18 protein-coding genes are annotated in these 18,682 nt (G+C 66.0%); 4 read left to right on the top strand and 14 right to left on the bottom strand.

Annotated features, from left to right (window positions below):
- Positions 1-14 precede the first annotated feature (14 nt).
- From KT882_RS24920 to KT882_RS24880, 9 genes are all read right to left on the bottom strand, one after another.
- Positions 15-344: a flagellar protein FliT gene (locus KT882_RS24920; RefSeq protein ID WP_161073653.1), complete on the bottom strand. Its 330-nt coding sequence runs from the start codon at positions 342-344 to the stop codon at positions 15-17.
- Between the two features lie 3 nt (positions 345-347).
- Positions 348-797: a flagellar export chaperone FliS gene (fliS, locus tag KT882_RS24915; protein ID WP_161073652.1), complete on the bottom strand. Its 450-nt coding sequence runs from the start codon at positions 795-797 to the stop codon at positions 348-350.
- Positions 798-819: 22 nt separating this feature from the next.
- Positions 820-3,489 carry a flagellar filament capping protein FliD gene (fliD, locus tag KT882_RS24910; RefSeq protein ID WP_228893572.1) on the bottom strand — a complete coding sequence of 890 codons (2,670 nt, stop codon included), beginning with the start codon at positions 3,487-3,489 and terminating at the stop codon, positions 820-822.
- A 213-nt stretch (positions 3,490-3,702) separates the two neighbouring features.
- Positions 3,703-4,080 carry a flagellar protein FlaG gene (locus tag KT882_RS24905; protein WP_161073650.1) on the bottom strand — a complete coding sequence of 126 codons (378 nt, stop codon included), beginning with the start codon at positions 4,078-4,080 and terminating at the stop codon, positions 3,703-3,705.
- 89 nt (positions 4,081-4,169) lie between these two features.
- Positions 4,170-5,675 (bottom strand): flagellin N-terminal helical domain-containing protein, encoded by a 1,506-nt coding sequence (locus tag KT882_RS24900; protein WP_161073649.1) that lies wholly within the window; start codon positions 5,673-5,675, stop codon positions 4,170-4,172.
- Positions 5,676-5,978: 303 nt separating this feature from the next.
- Entirely contained in the window at positions 5,979-7,574 is a 1,596-nt protein-coding gene (locus KT882_RS24895) for a GGDEF domain-containing protein (RefSeq protein ID WP_161073648.1), read from the bottom strand.
- A gap of 147 nt (positions 7,575-7,721) precedes the next feature.
- Positions 7,722-8,369 (bottom strand): response regulator, encoded by a 648-nt coding sequence (locus tag KT882_RS24890; RefSeq protein ID WP_161073647.1) that lies wholly within the window; start codon positions 8,367-8,369, stop codon positions 7,722-7,724.
- Positions 8,370-8,408: 39 nt separating this feature from the next.
- Positions 8,409-9,590, bottom strand: a complete 1,182-nt coding sequence (locus KT882_RS24885) for a PAS domain-containing sensor histidine kinase (RefSeq protein ID WP_161073646.1) — start codon at positions 9,588-9,590, stop codon at positions 8,409-8,411.
- Positions 9,587-10,153 carry a hypothetical protein gene (locus KT882_RS24880; RefSeq protein WP_228893571.1) on the bottom strand — a complete coding sequence of 189 codons (567 nt, stop codon included), beginning with the start codon at positions 10,151-10,153 and terminating at the stop codon, positions 9,587-9,589. Before KT882_RS24880 ends, KT882_RS24885 begins: the two co-directional genes overlap by 4 nt.
- Before the next feature lie 53 nt (positions 10,154-10,206).
- Here KT882_RS24880 and greB point away from each other — a divergent pair, with 53 nt between their 5' ends.
- Complete coding sequence (gene greB / locus KT882_RS24875) at positions 10,207-10,773, top strand: transcription elongation factor GreB (RefSeq protein WP_161073644.1); 567 nt, start codon at positions 10,207-10,209, stop codon at positions 10,771-10,773.
- 90 nt (positions 10,774-10,863) lie between these two features.
- Here greB and KT882_RS24870 read toward each other — a convergent pair whose 3' ends face one another.
- The 4 genes from KT882_RS24870 to KT882_RS24855 form a co-directional block, all read right to left on the bottom strand.
- Positions 10,864-13,149, bottom strand: coding sequence for a RelA/SpoT family protein (locus KT882_RS24870; protein WP_161073643.1), 2,286 nt, complete (start codon positions 13,147-13,149; stop codon positions 10,864-10,866).
- Between the two features lie 70 nt (positions 13,150-13,219).
- A complete protein-coding gene (gene rpoZ, locus KT882_RS24865; RefSeq protein WP_093557479.1) occupies positions 13,220-13,423 on the bottom strand; it encodes a DNA-directed RNA polymerase subunit omega in 204 nt (67 codons plus the stop codon).
- 41 nt (positions 13,424-13,464) lie between these two features.
- On the bottom strand, positions 13,465-14,112 hold the full coding sequence (gene gmk, locus KT882_RS24860) for a guanylate kinase (RefSeq protein WP_161073642.1): 648 nt from the start codon (positions 14,110-14,112) through the stop codon (positions 13,465-13,467).
- Between the two features lie 78 nt (positions 14,113-14,190).
- Positions 14,191-15,024: a DUF72 domain-containing protein gene (locus KT882_RS24855; protein ID WP_228893570.1), complete on the bottom strand. Its 834-nt coding sequence runs from the start codon at positions 15,022-15,024 to the stop codon at positions 14,191-14,193.
- A 73-nt stretch (positions 15,025-15,097) separates the two neighbouring features.
- Here KT882_RS24855 and KT882_RS24850 point away from each other — a divergent pair, with 73 nt between their 5' ends.
- The 3 genes from KT882_RS24850 to KT882_RS24840 are packed head-to-tail and all read left to right on the top strand — an operon-like array spanning position 15,098 to position 17,889.
- Complete coding sequence (locus tag KT882_RS24850) at positions 15,098-15,670, top strand: TetR/AcrR family transcriptional regulator (protein WP_228893569.1); 573 nt, start codon at positions 15,098-15,100, stop codon at positions 15,668-15,670.
- A gap of 16 nt (positions 15,671-15,686) precedes the next feature.
- A complete protein-coding gene (locus KT882_RS24845; protein ID WP_228893568.1) occupies positions 15,687-16,664 on the top strand; it encodes an alpha/beta hydrolase family protein in 978 nt (325 codons plus the stop codon).
- A gap of 28 nt (positions 16,665-16,692) precedes the next feature.
- Complete coding sequence (locus KT882_RS24840) at positions 16,693-17,889, top strand: serine hydrolase domain-containing protein (protein ID WP_228893567.1); 1,197 nt, start codon at positions 16,693-16,695, stop codon at positions 17,887-17,889.
- Here KT882_RS24840 and KT882_RS24835 read toward each other — a convergent pair.
- Entirely contained in the window at positions 17,886-18,611 is a 726-nt protein-coding gene (locus KT882_RS24835) for a hypothetical protein (RefSeq protein ID WP_228893566.1), read from the bottom strand. The two genes, KT882_RS24840 and KT882_RS24835, sit on opposite strands and share 4 nt — an antisense overlap.
- Positions 18,612-18,682 lie beyond the last annotated feature (71 nt).

Genomic DNA, 18,682 nt, shown 5'->3' with positions numbered 1-18,682 from the left:
TCCCTATCCCGGCTTCAGACGCTGCCGTAAGCGTTGACCAGGCGCCGCTCGGCGCCGGCGCTGTTGATCAGGGCGGACAGCTGCGCCATCCACGGCATGGCCAGGTCGCGGATCTGGCGGTCGGCGGTCAGCATCTGGCGGATCAGCTCGACCTTGCGCTCGCGCTCGGCGCCCTGCAGCGGGGCCGGATTTTCCTGCCCCTGCAGGGTGCGCACATGGCTGGCGCAGCGCTGTTCCAGCACCATCAATTCGTCCCATTCGCCCAGGGTGGCGTGCGCCAGCATGCGTTCGGTCAGCGCCGCCATGTCGGCGTACACGGATAAAACTTCTTGATTCGTCATCATAAATCAGGCGCTCGCGTATTTATTGGTTTGGGTGGGGGCGGTGGCGGGCGCTTTCACGGCCGGGGTGTCGCCGATCTGGTTCCAGGCGTCGCGCAGCTCGGTCAGCAGGCGCTGCACTTCCTCCAGGATAGCCGGATCGTTCTTCAGGTTGGCCGTCAGCAGGCGGCCGCTCATGTATTCGTACAGCGCGTCCAGTCCTTCGGCGATTTCGCCGCCCACTTTTTTGTCGAGCGCGGCGCGCAGGCCGCTGTCGATAATCATGATGGCCTTGGAAATGGCCTTGCCTTTTTCCCCGATATTGCCGGAGCGCATATTCAGCAGGGCGTTGGTGATGGACACCAGCGCGCCGTCAAACAGCATGACGATCAGTTTGTGGGGGCTGGCTGCGACCACGCCGGTCTCCATGCCCACTTTTGCATAGGCATTGACGCCAGTTTGCCTTGATCCGAACATACTTTATCTCCTGTTAATACGGTTACTTGCTCAGGGCCGCGAACTGCTGGGCCAAGAACGACGCGGTGGTGCTCAGGCTCGACAGGGTGGTGTCGAGCGCCGTGTATTGTTTGCGGTAGCGTGCTTCGATATCGACCAGTTTGGCGTTGAACGCGTCTTTCTGCTTGCCGATGTCCTGCACCGAATTGTTCAGCCCTTTGGTGCGGCCGCTGAGAATGCCGGTGCCGCCCAGATAAGTCTTGGCCAGGTTGTCCATCTGGTAGGCATAGCCCTGCGAAAAGCCGATGGTGCCGCGGCTGCCGATGGTGTCGCCCTTGATCTCCAGCTTCAGGCCGGCGGTGGCGGCGCCGGGCGCGCCGGTCAGGTTCTGCCCGTCGCCGGTGGCGGCATAACCGCCTATGGTGCCGGCCACGTCCAGGCCGTCCACCGAGGTGGCGGCGCCGAAGATGTCGGCCACGGCGGTACCGGTTTCGCTGGTCAGCGCGATATTCGACTTGCCGCCGTACTTGGTGGACGACAGCGCCAGCGTGCCGTCGTCGTTGACCTTGACGGCCACGGTGGAGCCGGCGTCGGAGAAGCGGGTGGTACCGTTGATCGAGGCCTGCAACAGGGTGGCCAGCGCTTCCGGCGTGTAGCTGCCGGCGGTCAGCTTGACGGTGGCGGTGTTGTTGCCGTTGCTGGGCAGGGTGTCGTTCAGCTTGACGGTCCAGGTGGTGTCGGCGGCGATCACGGTGGTGGCCGGCAGGGCGGCCGCGCTGGTCAGCGCGCCCTGGGTGGCCAGGCGCGAAATTTCGATCTCGTAGTCGCCCGCCTTGGTTTGCGAGGTGGCGCTGACAAAGGAAACATTGCTGTCGCTGGCGCGGCCCACGGCGGCGAACAGGCCGGCGATGTCGTTGAAGTTGCTGGTGATGGCTTTTTGCAGCTTGCCCGAGTCCAGCGCCAGCGAACCGTCCTTCTGGAAGGCGATGCCGACCTGGGACAGCGAGGTCAGCTTGCTGCCCTCCAGGCCGGTGATCGCGCCGGTGAGCTGCTTGCGCAGCTGCGACTGCAGGGTCTGCACGGTGGAGTCGCCCAGCAGCACGCCGCCGGTCTTGGTTTCCGCGTTGTAGCCGTTCAGGCCCTTGATCTGGTTGTTCAGGTCGTTGTACGCCTTGACGAAGCCGTTGATCGAGGTGGTGATGGTGGAGGTGTCGCGCGCCACGGTCAGCGTGGCGCTGCCCACTTTGCCGGCGGTCAGCGAAATGCCCTCCAGCGCGCCGGTGATGCTGCCGCTGCTGCTGGTGACGGCGATGCCGTTGACCACCGCCTTGGTGTCCTGGGCGGCGGTTTTCTGGCTCAGGTTCTGCGCCCCGGCCGGGTCGTAGCCGAGCAGCGCCACAATGGCCGGGTCGGCCGGGTCCGCGCCGTCGCCGCTCAGGCTGATCTTCATGTTCGAATTGGCTCCGGTGGCGCTCGAATTGAGCACCAGGTGGAAGGGGGTGCCAGTGCTGCCGTCCGAGACGATGGAGGCGGTCACGCCGAAGTTGGCCTTGTTGATGGCGTCGCGGATGCCCTGCAGCGTGTTGTTGGTGCTGTCGATGACGATGTTGCCGCTGCTGCGCGTGCCGTCCTGCGTGAAGGCCGCGCCCTGGTAGGCGCCGCCGATGCCAGCGGCCAGGCCGGCGGCGGTGGGATTGCTGCCGCCCACATTGATCTGGGTGCCGTTGGCCGAGACCAGCGAAATCGAGCTGCTGGCGATGGTGTTCGAGCCGGTGTTGGCGGTGCCGCTGTTGCCGATGCCGCCGGTGACGGCGCCGCTGACGGTTTCCGTCACGGCCAGATTGGAGCCGTCGGCATTGCTGAATTTCAAGTCGCCGGCGGCCGCGGTGCCGGTGAAGGTGATGTTGGCGTTGTGCAGCGCCTGCGTCACGCTGTTGCTGCCGCCCAGCAGGGAATCGAGCGAGGCGGCGTCGATGGCGCCGCCGGCGCCGGCTTCCTGGCTGGCCAGCTGCACGCCGCCCACGCTGAGCGCATAGCTGCCGCCGCCGCTGGTGTCCACCGCGCCGAAGGTGGACGCGCCGCCGCTGCCGAACAGGGTGGCGCTGGTGACGGTGGGCGCGGCCGTGGCGGACACGCCGGTGGTGGTGCTCTTGGCGTTGATGGCGTCGGCCAGCAGCTTGGCGCTGCGGGTGCTGCCGTCGGTGAGGATGGCGGTGCCGTTGATGCTGAGCGCGCCGGGAGTGATGCCGCCGGTCAATACGCCGGCGCCCAGGGTGCTGCCGCTCAGGCCGAAGCTGCCGCCGGCCAGCGTGCCGAGCTGGATGTTGATGGTGGTCTTGCCGCCCACGCCTATGGTGGTGGCGGCGGTCTTGTAGCCGCCCGAGGCCAGGGTCTGGGCCTGCGCGATCTGGCTGATATCGACCTTGTAGTTGCCGGGCTGGGCTTTCGAGGTGGCGCTGCCGGTCAGGATGGCGGTGTCGCTGGAGGTGCTGCTCAGGGCCTGGAAGCTGGACAGCGAGGTCAGGCTGGTGAGCGAGCTCTGGAAGGTGCTGAGCGCGCCGGACAGGCTGCCGAAGGCGGTCACTTTGGCCAGGTAGCTCGCGCTTTTCTTGTCCATGGTGGCCAGCGGCGCGGACTCCACGGCCATCAGCTTGGTGATGATGGCGTTGACGTCCAGTCCATTGGAACCGATACCCGGTGAAGAAATGCCCACGATGTACTCCTAGCGAAAACGATAGATTAAGTCATTATCGGCATATTCAAATAGGACTTGAGAGGGGAAAACCCGGGCTTGTTCGATGAAAGCCTAAAAAAGCGGCAGGCGCGGGCGCGCTAAAGGAACGCTTAAGGGCAGTATATGCCGCCATGCTGCCACGGCGGTAAAAAAAACGGCGCGCTTCAGAGGCTGAGCGCGCCGTGTTTGCCGTCAGGCGGTCTGCCGTATCAGCAGACCCTTGGTGGTGTCGAGCGATTTGGCGATCTCCAGCGCCTCCGGCGAGGGGATCTGGCGCAGCACCTCCTTGGTGGTCTGGTCGACCACTTTGACGATGGTGCGCTTGCTGTCGTTGTCCACTGAAAACTCCAGGCCTTGCGACTTGGCCTGGGACGACTTGTTCAGCTCCGACACGGCATTGTTGACCTGCTCCAGCGTCGGCGCCGGGGCATTGCCGCGTACTGCGGCGGCCGTTTCCAGCGTGGCGGCGGGCGTGCGGCCGGCGCTTTGCAGCGCCACCGGCTCGGCGCCGGCCGCGCTGCGCTCCGCCGGGCGGGGCGCGCTGGCGGCGCTGATGGAATCGATAGTCATGATGCTTCCTTTGTGAAAAATCCCCGGCAGACCAGGTCAGCCGGGGAACCGATTGTCAACCGTGGCTGACCATCACACTACATGGCTAATTAGCCACGCAGCAGGGACAGCACGCCGTTCGGCAGCGAGTTCGCTTGCGCCAGAATCGCGGTACCGGCTTGCTGCAGGATCTGGCCACGGGTCAGGCTGGCCGTTTCCGAGGCGAAGTCGGTGTCCTGGATGCGGCTGCGGGAAGCCGACAGGTTTTCCGTGGTCGTTTGCAGGTTCGAGATGGTCGAAGCGAAACGGTTCTGGATTGCGCCCAGTGCTGCGCGGTTGCTGTTGATCTGGTTCAGCGCGGCATCGATGGTCAGCAGGGCCTTGTTGGAACCGTCCACGGTGCTGACGTCCAGCGAGGACACGTTGTCCAGGTTGGAGCCGACACCGGTAGCGTCGCCGGCGATCACATCGCTGCCGGTGATCGAGAAGCCGCTGTCGGACGAGAACTCAACGCGGCCGCCGATGGTGATGTCGGTACTGCTGGCTACGGATACGCCGGTCGACGCTGCACCGCCGATGTCCGCGCCGCGCACCAGGGCGTTGGCCAGGCCGCCGTTGTTGGCGCCAGGGGTGATGTGGATGTCGTCGCCGGTGGCGTTGTCCAGTTGCAGCTCTTTCAGGCCGGTGGTCTGGTCAATTTTCACCGAGGCGGTCACGTTGGTGGTGCCGCTTTGCGCGTTGATGGCCTGGGCCACTGCAGCCAGGTCGCCGTTCTTGACCGAAGCGGTGATGGTGACGGCGGTGCTGTTCGAGCTTTTCAGGTCGAACTGGATCGGGCCGTCGGCCACTACGCCGGTGGCGTCGGTACCGATGTATTGCAGGGTGGCGCTGGTCTTGGCCTGGGCCGACACGCCGCTGGTGCTGCTCAGTGCGTTGACCTTGTCAGCCACGGCGCGGGCGCTGTCACCGGTCTTGGCGATCACGGTCGAGGTGACGCCGTTGCCGGAGTTGATGGTCAGCGTTTCGTCGGCAACCAGCAGGTTGCTCGCGGTGGCGGTCGCTTGCGACAGGGAGGTGGCCTTGTCGACCGGACGGATGGTGTTGTTGCCCAGGTCCGAAGCCTTGGCGCTCTGCACACCGATGTTGATGGTCTGGTTGGAGTTGGCGCCAACCTGGAACTGGGTGTTGGTCAGCGAACCGTCCAGCACGTTCTGGCCGTTGAACTGGGTGCTGTTGGCAACGCGGTCCAGCTCGGACGACAGGGCCGATACCTCGTTCTGGATCGATTTGCGGTCGGAAGCGGAGTTCGAACCGTTGGCCGACTGCACGGCCAGTTCGCGGATACGCTGCAGCAGGTCGCCGGCGGTGCTCAAACCACCCTCAGCCGTTTGCGCCAGCGAGATACCGTCGTTGGCGTTGCGGGCTGCCTGGTTATTGCCGCGAACTTGCGAAGTGAAACGTTCCGAAATTGCCAGACCCGCAGCGTCGTCTTTGGCGCTGTTGATGCGCAGGCCGGACGACAGGCGTTGCAGGGAGGTGCCCAGCGCGCCTTGCGAGGAATTCAGGTTACGCTGCGCGTTCAGCGAGGCAATATTGGTATTGATGGTTTGTGCCATGATGTTTCTCCGAAACTTGTACTACGAATTGGGCGACATGCTCATTTCACTTTGGCCCGCCCCGCTGTTCCGGGACGATCAAGCCGCTGTTGTATTCAGTAACGGTTGCCCCATGGGAAAATTAAGGGAGAAACAGGCGCGAAATTTTTTCGATTCACCCTACAATTTGCATCCTCATACACGCTTAAGCGGCGTGTTTCGGCCGAACTTTAGGGTGAAAATAATTTTATTTTGAGCAAAAAAAAACGGCCCGCTGGGGAGCGGGCCGGATTGCCGGGAGGCGAAACTTGCTTATTTGGCAATCTAATCGGCAATGACCACGCGGTTCTTGCCGGTCTGCTTGGCCTGGTACATGGCCTTGTCGGCCCGCTTCACCAGCTCGGTCTGGTCTTCGTGCGGGCGGCGCAGCGCCACGCCGGCCGAGAAGGTGATCAGCACTTTCTCGTTGTCGTGCATAAAGAAGTGGCGGGTCAGCTCGCGCTGCAGGCGCGTCATGGTCTGCGAGGCGGCCTCGATGGTGGTCTCGGGCAGCAGGATCAGGAATTCCTCGCCGCCGAAGCGGGCGATCACGTCCATCGAGCGCAGCGTGTCCTTGACGATCTTGACCAGGTGCTTCAGCGCCGCGTCGCCGGCGATGTGGCCGTAGGTGTCGTTCAGCTTCTTGAAGTCGTCCAGGTCCAGCACGGCGATGCACAGCGGCGTGCCGCGCCGGTCGGAGCGGGCGGTTTCGCGCTCGAACACGTCGTCCAGGCCGCGGCGGTTCAGGCTGCCGGTCAGCTGGTCTTCGCGCACCAGCTCGCTCATATGCTGCAGCTTCGCTTCCAGCTGGTGGATGCGGGCCTCGGCGTCCTGCACTTCCTGGCGCGCCATCATCATATTGTCGCGCGCCTTGAGCGCCTCGCCCTGCACGATGCGGGTTTCCTTCAGCACCTCGTCCAGGATCTGGTTCAGCTCGGTGATATTCTCGGCCTTGCTGATCTTGGTCGAGTAGCCGCCTATCTTCTCGTGGAAGTCGCCGGTCGAGGCGGCCACCTGGCCCAGGCGGTCGATAAAGGTCATCATCATGTTCTTGACGGTGAGCTTGACGTCCGACAGGCTGTGCTTGAGCTGGCTTTGCTTGTAGATCACGTCCTTCAGGCTGCGGGTGGCGTCCTCCAGCGCGCGCTGGTCCAGCGGGCCGGCGATCAGATTCTGCACCGCGTCGATCTGGCCGCGCAGCCAGGAATCGTCGTCCAGCAGGCCGTTGACGTTGTCGAGCAGCAGGCGGAACAGGCGCAGCAGCAGTTCCTGCTGTTCTGCGGTATCGCCGCTTTTCAGTTCAATCTGGTAGCACAGCTGCTTGAGGCGCAGCGCGATCTCGGACAGCGCCGCCTCGGTGTGGGCCTCCTTGGTGGCCGCGCCCAGCGCTTCGGCCTCGGCCACCAGGGCCGGGGTGCCGCTCAGCAGCGAAGCGACGGCGAAGCTCAAGGTGCGGCTCAGCATTTCGCGCAGGGCCTTGGTGTGCTCGCCGTCCGGGATGTCGGCCACGTCGATGCCGCGCTTGACGGCGGCGGGGCGCTCGGCCAGCTGGGTCAGGGTGCGGGCGTAGCCTTCCCAGTCGCGCGACTTGGCGGCGCGGCTCAGGCGGCGGCCGAAATCGGCCAGGTCGCCGGGCTGCTCGCCCAGGCGGCTGGCGAACTGGTACAGCATCAGCTCCGGGCCGGGATCGGCCGGCGCGGCGGTGCCGGCCAGCACCGGCGGCGCGGGCGGCACAGGAATGCCGGCGATCTCGTTGTAGATGTCGCGGTAGGCCTCCGGCGTTGGCGCAATGCGGCGCGTCGCCAGGCGGCGGAAGGCTTCGCGCGCGATGTCGGCCGGATTTTGCTCCATCGCGGCGGGAGGGGGAGATTTACTGGACATGTGACGCACGGCCTCTTATCTAGGTTTACTGACTGGCTCCATGATAGTTCACGCTCTGGCGCGCTTATGCGGGGATAAGCGGGCGGAACAGCACTTACTTTTCGGCATGAAACAATATCGAACCAGCAATAGCGCCCCGTCGTGCGCCTACTCGATCAGCTGGTTCTTGATCGCGTAGTGGGTCAGCTCCGCGCTGTTTTTCAGTTTCATCTTGGCCAGCAGGCGGGCGCGGTACTCGCTGACGGTCTTGACCGACAGCGACAGCTCCTTGGCGATGGCGCCCACCGTCTTGCCGGAGGCGATCATGGTCAGGGTCTGGTACTCGCGGTCGGACAGCGTTTCGTGCGGCGGCGCCTCGTGGTCCTCGCCCACGTGGTTGGCCAGTTCCTGGGCCAGCGCGGCGCTGATGTATTTTAACCCGCCCGCGACCTGGCGGATCGCCGTGACCAGTTCCTTCGGCGCGCTCTGCTTGGTCAGGTAGCCGGCCGCGCCGGCCTTGAGCGAGCGGATGGCGTACTGGTCCTCGCGGTGCATGGACAGCATCAGCACGGCCAGCTCCGGCTTGTCCTTCTTGACCTGCTTGAGCACTTCGATGCCGCTGCGGTCGGGCATGGAGATGTCGAGCAGCATGACGTGGCAGCCGGATTTGCGGAACAGCTTGATGGCGTCCAGGCCGTTTTCCGCTTCGCCGGCCACCACGATATCGCGGGTGTCGGCCAGGATTTGCTTCAGGCCTTCGCGCACGATGGCGTGGTCGTCGGCGATAAATACTTTGATGAGGGCTTTGTCTGACATGGGGGGCGGTGGCGCTGCCGAATTATTTCATTGCGGCAATTATGTGGTGTTGCTTATTGTAGCGCCGCCAAGCGCCGCGGGCGAGGGCGGCACGGCAGTTTCGCGCTTAATCTTGATGGCGACCACGGTTCCGCCGCCCGGCGCGTGGCTTAGCGTCAACGTTCCGTTCAGCGCGCGGGCGCGCTCGGCCATGCCGCGCAGGCCGAAGGACTGCGGCTTGGCGCGGTCGGCCGGGGCGATGCCGCGTCCATTGTCGCTGATCTTCAGGTTGATATAGTGGCGCGTGCGGCCCAGCTGCAGCGCCACCTTGCTGGCGCGCGCGTGCTTGGCGATATTGTTGAGTGCTTCCTGCACGATGCGGAACAGCGCGCTGGCGCGGTCCGGGTCCAGCGCGATCTCGCGCAGCGCGCTGTCGAAGCTGACCTCGATGCCGGCCTGGGTGCCGAACTCGCGCGCCTGCCATTCCAGCGCCGCCACCAGGCCGAAGTCCAGGATGGAGGGGCGCAGGTCGAGCGAAATGCGGTGCACCGCGTCGATGGTGCGGTCCACCAGCGCATCCACATAAGCGGCCTTCTCGTGCAGCGCGGCGTCTTCTTCCGGCAGGCGGCGGCTCAGCATGGCCAGCGCCATCTTGATGGCCGTCAGGTTGCCGCCCAGGTCGTCATGGATTTCGCGGGCAATGCGGGTGCGCTCCTGTTCCTTCACCGTTTCGATGTGGGCGGTCAGTTCGGCCAGGCGGGCGCGGCTCTGGCGCACTTCCAGCTGCTCCAGCTTGCTCTCGGTGATATTGGTCATGATGCCTTCCCAGCGCACCGTCCCGGCGCCGGCCAGCACATGGGGCGTGCAGCGCAGGTTGATCCACTTCACGTCCTTCCACGCGTCGACCCAGATGCGGCCCTCCCAGTTCCAGCTCCACAGCGACGTGGCCGAGGCCTGCATGGCGTCCAGGTAGGATTTGCGGTCCTCCTCGAGTATCAGCTCGAAGAAGCGCTCCGGCTGGGCTTGCAGCTCGGCGGCCGGCACGCCCAGCAGGGCCTGGCAGCCGTCGCTCAGGTAGGGGAAGGCCACGCTGCCGTCGGCGCGGCGCTCGAACTGGTAGACCAGGCCGGGCGTGTTGCGCACGATGGCGTCGAAGCGGGCCTGGGCTTGCTGCAGCGCCTGCACAATGGCGGGCTGCTCGGCGTCCGGGGAGGCCGGCGCGGCGGACTGCGGCTTGCTCATGGCGCGCGGCGGCGCGCGCGCCACTGGGTGATGTAGCGGCGCAGCAGGCGCCACAGGCGGTTGCCGTTGCGCGCGTGCCTGACCGGATGCAGGCGCGCCCACAAGGCCTTGCGCCAGGCGCGCACGGCGCCGGCCAGCGCCGATACTTCGCGCCAGGCGCGGGTGGCGCGCAGGCGGCCGGTCCAGTCGTCCTTGAGCGCCATGAAGCGGGCATGGCACCAGGCAAACCAGCGCAGGCACAGCAGCGAGGGCAGGGTCAGCGCGTAGATGCGCGCCACGGCGGCCGCGCCGGCCACCTTGGCCAGCAGGATGGTGCACACGCCGGTGAAGGCGTGCCCTTTGGCAATGGCCAGCAGGGCCAGTATCTTGACCGGAAACAGCAGCAGTCCCGGCAGTACAAACAGGCACAGCGCGGCGACCGGGCCGAGGCCGGCGATCCAGCGCGCCAGGCGCGGCAGCGGCACCACGCGGGTGATGGCCGCCATCAGGCGCGCGCCCAGGTCCCACAGCCATTCCTCTATCAGCAGGATCACGGCGGCCAGGTAGACCAGGGGCGCCAGCAAACGGCGCCTGAGTGTGTACAATCGCTTCATAGAGGCATGATACGTGAAAAGGTATGAGTAAAGCATTCACCAAAGAAACCGACAACGACGATGACGACGAAGCCGTCGCGCTGGCGCTCGCCATTCCGCCGGGCTCGAAAAACTACATCACGCCGGCGGGCTACCAGCGCATCAAGGACGAGCTGCTGCAGCTGATCGATGTCGACCGGCCGGAAGTGGTGCGCGTGGTGCACTGGGCCGCCTCCAATGGCGACCGCTCCGAGAACGGCGACTATATCTACGGCAAAAAGCGCCTGCGCGAAATCGACCGCCGCATCCGTTTCCTGACCAAGCGCATGGACTTGGCGGAAGTGGTGAATCCAAGCGTGCACCATGGCAGCGACCAGGTGTTCTTCGGCGCCACCGTCACCTACAGCAATGCGCAGGGCGAGGAACGCACCGTCACCATCGTAGGGATAGATGAGCTCGATCCGCTGAAAGGCAAGATCAGCTGGATCTCGCCGGTGGCGCGCACCCTGACCAAGGCGCGCGAAGGCGACACCGTGACCCTGCACACGCCGACCGGCGCGGAGGAGATTGATATTTTGTCGGTGAGTTATCCGGCCCCTGCGGGGGACTGATGTGCGGGCTTGGCCAGCGTGGCGGGTTATGAGCTTCGTGGGCTGCTGGATGTTGCGTAGGGCGGGTTAGCGGAGCGTAACCCGCCAATCTCAGCTGCGTTCGCGCAGGATGCGGTTGACGCCGGCGACGCGGCGCACGTTGCGCAGCAGGCCGGCCAGGTGCACGCGGTCCTTCACCTGGATGGTGAAGCGCAGCTGGTGCAGCACGTGTTCCTTGTCCTCGTCCATGCCGACGAAGGTGATGTTGCCGTCCGATTCGCCAATCTCCGCCGCCACGCGCGCCAAAATGCCTTTTTCATTGTTGATGAGCAGCTTGATGCGGCTGTCGAAGCGGCGGTTGATGTCCGCGCCCCATTTGACGGCGATCCAGCGGTCCGGCTCTTTCTGGCGCTGGCGCTTGGCCACCGAGCAGTCCGAGGTGTGCACCAGCAGGCCCTGGTCGCGCCGCAGCTGGCCGACAATCGCGTCGCCCGGTATCGGCAGGCAGCATTGCGCCAGCTGCACCGACACGCCTTCGCTGCCGCAGATGGTCACCGGATCCAGCTCGGCCGCGCTGTTGTGGTCCACCGGCGCGGCGGCCGATTCCCCGCCCAGCAGGCCGAAGATGTGGCGCGCCACCAGCGCCGCCATGCGCTTGCCGATGCCGATGTCGGCGTACAGCTCGTCCAGCGACTTGGCGCTCGATTCGTTCAGCAGGCGCTCGGCCAGCGGTTCCGGCAGTTCCGGGTCGATGCTGACGGCGGCCAGCGCCTGCGACAGCAGCTGGCGGCCCAGCGCGATCGATTCCGGCAGGTTGATGGTGCGCAAGTGGTGGCGGATGGCCGAGCGCGCCTTGCCGGTGCGCACGAACGACAGCCAGCTCGGGCTGGGCCGCGAAGTCGCGTCCGTGACGATCTCCACGATGTCGCCGTTGCGCAGTTCACTGCGCAGCGTGGACGGCTCGCCGTTGATGGTCACCGACACCGTATGGTCGCCGATGCCGGTGTGGATGGCGTAGGCGAAGTCGATCGGCGTGGCGCCGCGCGGCAGCGCGATGATCTTGGACTTCGGCGTGAACACGTAGACGGAGTCGGGGAACAGGTCGACCTTCACGTGTTCCAGGAACTCGGCCGAGTCGCCGGTCTGCTGCTGGATGTCGAGCAGCGACTGCAGCCACGCATGGGTGCGCTGCTGCATGTCGCTCAAATTGATGTCGCCGGTCTTGTACAGCCAGTGCGCTGCCACGCCGGACTCGGCGGTCCGGTGCATCTCCTGGGTGCGGATCTGGAACTCCACCGGCGTGCCGTAGGGACCGATCAGGGTGGTGTGCAGCGACTGGTAGCCGTTCAGCTTGCGGATCGCGATGTAGTCCTTGAACTTGCCCGGCATGGGCTTGTACAGCGAGTGCAAGGTGCCCAGCGCCACGTAGCAGTTGGGGAAGCTGTCGACCACCACGCGGAAGCCGTACACGTCCAGCACCTGCGAGAACGACAGGTGCTTGCTGCGCATTTTCTTGTAGATGCCGTACAGCGTCTTTTCGCGGCCGTACACTTCGGCCTCGATTTCCGCCATCGCCAGCGTGTTCTTCACCGACTCCAGGATCTTCTTCACCACTTCGCGGCGGTTGCCGCGCGCGGCCTTCACGGCCTTGGCCAGCACGTGGTAGCGCAGCGGGTACAGGTGGGAGAAGGAGATTTCCTGCAGTTCGCGGTAGATGTTGTTCAGGCCCAGGCGGTGCGCGATGGGCACGTACACTTCCATGGTTTCGCTGGCGATGCGGCGCTTCTTGGCCGGCGTCATCACGTCCAGCGTGCGCATATTGTGCAGGCGGTCGGCCAGCTTGATCAGGATCACGCGCACGTCCGAGGCCATGGCCAGCAGCATCTTGCGGAAGTTCTCCGCCTGCGCCTCGATCTGGCTCTGGAACTCGATCTTCTCCAGCTTGGACAGGCCGTCCACCAGGTTGGCCACCGGCGCGCCGAAGCGCTCGATGAGCTCGTCCTTCTTGACGTCCTGGTCCTCCATCACGTCGTGCAGCAGCGCGGCCATGATGGCTTGCGCGTCCAGCTTCCAGTCGGCGCAGATTTCAGCGACCGCGATGGGGTGCGAGATGTAGGGTTCGCCCGATTTGCGCACCTGGCCCAGGTGCATCTCGTCCGAGAAACGGTAGGCTTCCTTGACCTTTTTCAGGTCGGACGCCGTCATGTACTCGGACAGCTTTTCGGTCAGGTGGGTGACAGACGCAACGCCTGCCGTCAAAGTGGGGGTGGCGAGTGGCGAAGAGGTCACAGGTGGTGGTGCGGAGGGTGCGGAAACGGGAACGCCCGGCTCAGTATTGGCCGGGCGCCTGGCCCGGCTGGCGGGCTTGCCTGTAACATCGGTGTCAGTCAGGTCCATACATGTCCAGTGTCGGTGTGCTTGGGCTAAAACCTCGTACTACACTGGGCGGGAAGCGCAGGCTCCCAACTTACATGGGGACCTTTTTCAGCATTTCCAGGCCGACCTTGCCGGCGGCGATTTCACGCAGTGCGACCACGGTCGGCTTGTCCTTGGCGTCCACCTTGGGGGTGTGGCCTTGCAGCAGCTGGCGGGCGCGGTAGGTTGCGGCCAGGGTCAGCTGGAAGCGGTTCGGTACATTCTTCAGGCAATCTTCAATCGTAATACGGGCCATCTTAACTCCTAAAAATACGGCTGGTGCTAGGTTTCAGCGGTTTAATCTGCGTGTTCGGCGTGGATGCCCAGCTGGGCAAAGAGTGCTACGTTGCGGGCCGCTTGTTGCGCAAACCGGCAACGGGCCGCTCTCACAATCGCGCTCAGTTCGGACAAGGCGACCGGAAAATCCTGATTGATAATAACATACTCGAACTCCGGAGCGTGTGCGATTTCGCCGCCGGCCGCCAGCAGGCGGCGCGTGATCACGTGCGGCTCGTCCTGGCCACGCTTGTGCAGGCGTTCTTCCAGCGCCGCGATGGACGGCGGCAGGATGAAGATGCCGGCCGCCTGCGGGAACTGCTTCTTCACCTGGCGCGCGCCTTGCCAGTCGATCTCCAGCAGGATGTCGGTGCCGGTGCGCATCTGTTCTTCGACGAAGATGCGCGAGGTGCCATAGTAGTTGCCGTGCACTTCGGCCCACTCCAGGAATTCGCCCGCTTGCGCGCGCGCCACGAAGTCTTCCGGCGTGGTGAAGAAGTACTCGCGGCCGTGTTCCTCGCCCGGACGCGGGGCGCGGGTGGTGGTCGAAATCGACAGCTTGATGGTGGGTTCCTGCGCCAGCAGCGCGTTGACCAGCGTCGATTTACCGGCGCCGGAAGGCGCGGCCACCATGAACAGGCTGCCGGAGAAGGCGGTGGTTTGGCTCATGTTGTTCTTTCGAAAACTAATGTGGGCTTGCGGCAAAAGCCATCGCCCAAAGGCGTATTCTACCAAGAGCCATTGCCATCAGTCACGTACCGCGTTGCTGGCGCTGCTTAGCTCGGCCAGCAGCCGCATCGCCGCCGCCGGCGCGCGCTCCTTGGCGCCGTTGATAAAGTAGGCGAACACGTCGCGCCCGGCGGCTTTGGTGCCGGCCTTGGCGGCGCCCGGCGGGCCGGCGTAGGGCAGGCCCGCAGGCTGTCCGCCCGCCTGCCATTGCGCCGCGCGCGCCGCCCATTGCTTCAGGTCCGCCTCGCTGTAGCCGGTTGCGATGTCCGCTTGCGCGCACATCAGGCGCGCGTAGACAAAGTCCGCCGTCAGGTCGGCGTAGGACGGATATTTGTCCGAATCCGTGTACACCGTGGCGATCTTGTGGCGGCGCGCCAGCTTCAGATAGTCCTCGCACATGAAGCTCTCGTGCCGCGTGTCGAGCACGTGGCGCAGCTTGCGCGTGCCCAGCTTGGCGGGCAGCAGCTGGAAGAAGGCCTCCAGCTCGTCCGGGTCGAAGCGCTTGGTGGGCGCGAGCTGCCACAGGATGGGGCCGAGCTTGCCGCCCAGCTCGGTGAGTCCGCTGTCCATGAAGCGCTCCACCGATTCGCCCGCTTCGCCCAGCGCCTTGCGGTTGGTGCAGTAGCGGCTGGCCTTGACGGCAAAGACGAAGTCGTCCGGCGTCTGCGCGGCCCAGTTGGCGTAGTGTTCCGGCTTGGCGTTGCGGTAGTAGGTGCCGTTGATCTCGATGCTGGTGACCTGCCGGCTGGCGTATTGCAGCGCGCGCTTCTGCGCCAGCCCGGCGGGATAGAAAGTCTCGCGCCACGGCGCAAAGTCCCAGCCGCCTATGCCCACCCGGATCTGTTTTCCCATGCCGCCTCCTTGTTTGGATGATAACGTCAGATAGCGCTTGACCGCTAGACCGACCGGTCTATAGAATTCAATCATGACAACACCCACCACCCGCGAGCGCCTGGTCGCCGCCATGATCCACACTTTGCAGCACACCGGCCTGCACGGCGCCGGCCTGAGCGACATCCTGGCGCAGGCGCAGGCGCCCAAGGGCGTGCTCTACCACCATTTCCCCGGCGGCAAGAACGAACTGGCGGTGGCCGCCATAGAAAGCACCGTGTCCTATATGTGCGCCACGCTCGACAAGCTCATGCTCAGCGAACCGGACGCCCGCACCGCCATGAAAGCCTGGATAGGGCGCGCGCTGCGCGGCCTGGACGGCAGCGGCTTCGAGCGCGGCTGTCCTTTGGCGGCGGTGGCGCTGGAATCGACGGCGGCCGACGTGGCGCTGCGCCAGGCGCTGGCCGACGGCTTTGCCGCCATCCGCGCCCGCATCGCCGCCGCGCTGATGGCGGCAGGCCACGGCGAAGCGCGCGCGCAAGGCATCGCCGCGCTGATGGTGGCCGCTTACGAAGGCGGCCTGCTGCAGGCCCGCGTGGCGCACGACGCCACCCCCATGCTGCAGGCCACCGAAACCCTGCTGTCCCTGCTCTACGCCCAACCCTGAACGCACGAGGAAAGCCATGACCACCGCCCATTTCAAGCTCGCCGCCGCAGTCGCCGCGCCTTCCGCCTCCGCCGCCAAATCCGGTCCGGGCCAGCCCGAACGCGTCACCCTGCACGCGGCCGACGGCTATGCGCTGGCGGCGCTGCGCTACCGCAGCCAGGGGCCGGAGCGGGCGCGCCTGATCGTGGCCGGCGCCACCGGCGTGCCGCAGGGTTTCTACCGCCGCTTCGCCGAATACGCGGCCGCCAAGGGCTACACTGTGCTGACGCTGGACTATCGCGGCATCGGCCTGTCCAAGCCCAAGACCTTGCGCGGCTTCCGCATGGACTACCTGGACTGGGGCCGGCTGGATCTGGCGGCGGCGGTGGAGGCCGTGGCGGGCGAGGGCGGCGGCGCCGGGCCGGGTCGGGCTGTGCCGCTGTGCATGGTGGGCCACTCCTACGGCGGCCACGCCTTCGGCCTGCTGCCCAACCACGACAAGGTGGACGGCCTGTACACCTTCGCCACCGGCGCCGGCTGGCACGGCTGGATGCCGCTGCTGGAGCGGGTGCGCGTGAAAATCATGTGGAATGTGATCGGCCCGCTGCTGACGCGCTGGAAAGGCTGCCTGGCGTGGAGCAAGCTGGGCATGGGCGAGGACTTGCCGCTGGACGTGTACCGCCAGTGGAAGCACTGGTGCCGCTACCCGCACTATTTCTTCGACGACCCGGCGATGCGCCAGGTGGCGGCCGGTTTCGACACGGTGCGCGCGCCCATCATGGCGGTCAACGCGGTGGACGACCTGTGGGCGCCGCCCAACTCGCGCGACGCCTTCATGCGCGGCTACCGCAACGCGCCCTGGTTCGGCATCACCATCGACCCTGTCGGGTCCGGCATCGGCAAGATCGGCCACATGGGCTACTTCCGCCCGCAGTCCCACACGCTCTGGGCCGCCGCCCTGGACTGGTTCGACGGCATAGGCCGCGACCGCCCCCAGCCGCACCCGCCGGTCTGAGCCGGATTGGGTTGAACTGGCGGCCAGCATGCGCTACCGTTCTGGCATGAGCACACAATTCAATGCGGTCCACGGCGCCATGCAGGCGTGGGTGGACCAGGAAATCCTGGCGGGCGCGTCCTGCGCGCTGCTGGCGGGCGGCGAGGTGGTGGACCGCCACTGCACGGGCTGGGCCGACAAGGAAGCCGGCGTGGCGCTGCGCGAGGACCATCTGTTCCGCGTCTTTTCCAACACCAAGCTGGTCACCAGCGTCGCCGTCATGCAGCTGGTGGAGCAGGGCAGGCTGGCGCTGGATGCGCCGCTGGAAAACTATCTGCCCGCGCTGGGCCGGCGCCGCGTGCTGCGCCCCGGCGCCACGCGGCTGGACGACAGCGAACCGGCGCGACGTTCCATCACCGTGCGCCATCTGCTGTGCCACAGCTCCGGCCTGAGCTACGGCTTCCTCGATCCCGGCAGCCTGATCTACCAGGCCTACAGCGCCAGCCGCGTGATGCATGCCGACAGCTCGCTGGAAGGCCTGATCGAGGCGCTGGCGCCGCTGCCGCTGACCTTCCATCCCGGCGAACAGTGGGAGTACTCGATTGCGTCGGACGTGCTGGCGCGCGTGGTGGAAGTGGCCAGCGGCCTGCGCTTCGACCGCTACCTGGCGCAGGCGGTCTTCGCGCCGCTGGGCATGGTGGACACGTATTTCGTCATTCCGCCGGAAAAGCACGAGCGCCTGACCGCCTACTACGCGGGCGCCAGCCGGGGCGATCCCACCGCGCCCGGCCTGCGCCGCCTGGCCGGTTCGCCTTTCCCCGGCGCCTATCTGACCCCGGTGGCGCGCTACTCGGGCGGCGGCGGCCTGGTGTCCACCCTGGCGGACATGGTGGCCCTGCTGCGCAGCCTGCTGCCGGCTTCGCCCACCGCGCTGCTGCGGCCGGACACCGTGGCCGACATGATGCGCAACCAACTGCCGCCCGGCGTCCGCATCGGCTTTCCCACCGTGGGCGCGGTGCCCGGCAAGGGCTACGGCCTGGGCGGCGCGGTCACCTTGCAGCCGGGCGCGGGCGACCCGCCGGCCTCGACGGGCGAATTCGAATGGGGCGGCATCGCGGGCACGCAATGGTGGATCAACCCGCGCCATAACATCGCGGGCGTGCTGATGGCCCAGCGCCAGATGGGCTTCTGGAATCCCTACACGTTCGAGTTCAAGCGCCTGGCCTACCAGGCGCTGCTGGCTTAGTCTTTTTGCCCTTTCAGGGACTCGTCGAGCGCCTTGCGCAAGGCGCGCTGATAGGCGGGCGAGCGGCGCTGGCGGGCGATGGCGTCCCACAGGCGCTCGCTCAGTTGGGGATGGGCGTCGTAGAAGGCCTTGGACAGGCCCAGGTAATAGGCTTCCTCGGTGAAGGGCGCCGGCAGCGCCTCGATCTTGCCCGCGAACTCGGGCAGCGCCAGCAGCGCCAGGCCGGTCGTTTCCAGGCCGACCACGATGTCGGCCCGCCCCGCCAGCAGCTTGGCGAAGTTGGCGCTCAGCGTCTTGCCGCTGTCGTCGGTCTGCACGCCCATGGCGGCCAGCTTGTCTATCATCAGCACCGAGCCGAAACGCACCAGCACCGGCGTGGCCAGATGCGTGAAGCGGACGCCGTCCCAGTGCGTGGCGCTGCCGGTGCGGCGGTAGGCCAGGGTGCGGGCCGACATGACGGCCCGCGCCGGGTCCGGTTCGCCGCCGCGCATGGGGAAGGCCATGAAAGGCAGCAGCGCCGGCGTGTACGGTGCGATGGGAAAGCCGTCCGCCGAGTTGTAGCGTATCTCTTCGCGGCAGCGGGTCACCGGCGCGGCGTAGGTGGCGAGTGTGGCGCCGGCTTCCTGCGCGGCGTCCCTGAGCAGGCGCTGCGCCATGCCGTCGCCCGAGGGCGTGAGGTAGGGCGGCCAGGGGCGTTCATCCACGCACAGCCGCAATGTCACTGCGTCCGCCTGCGGCACGCACGCAAGCAACAGCAGGCAAACGGCGTATCGGACCATGCGCACCTCGGTGG

Source organism: Pseudoduganella aquatica, from assembly GCF_020865585.1.
In the GTDB taxonomy this organism is placed as follows: domain Bacteria; phylum Pseudomonadota; class Gammaproteobacteria; order Burkholderiales; family Burkholderiaceae_D; genus Rugamonas; species Rugamonas aquatica_A.
This window is presented reverse-complemented; position numbering and strand designations above follow the sequence as displayed.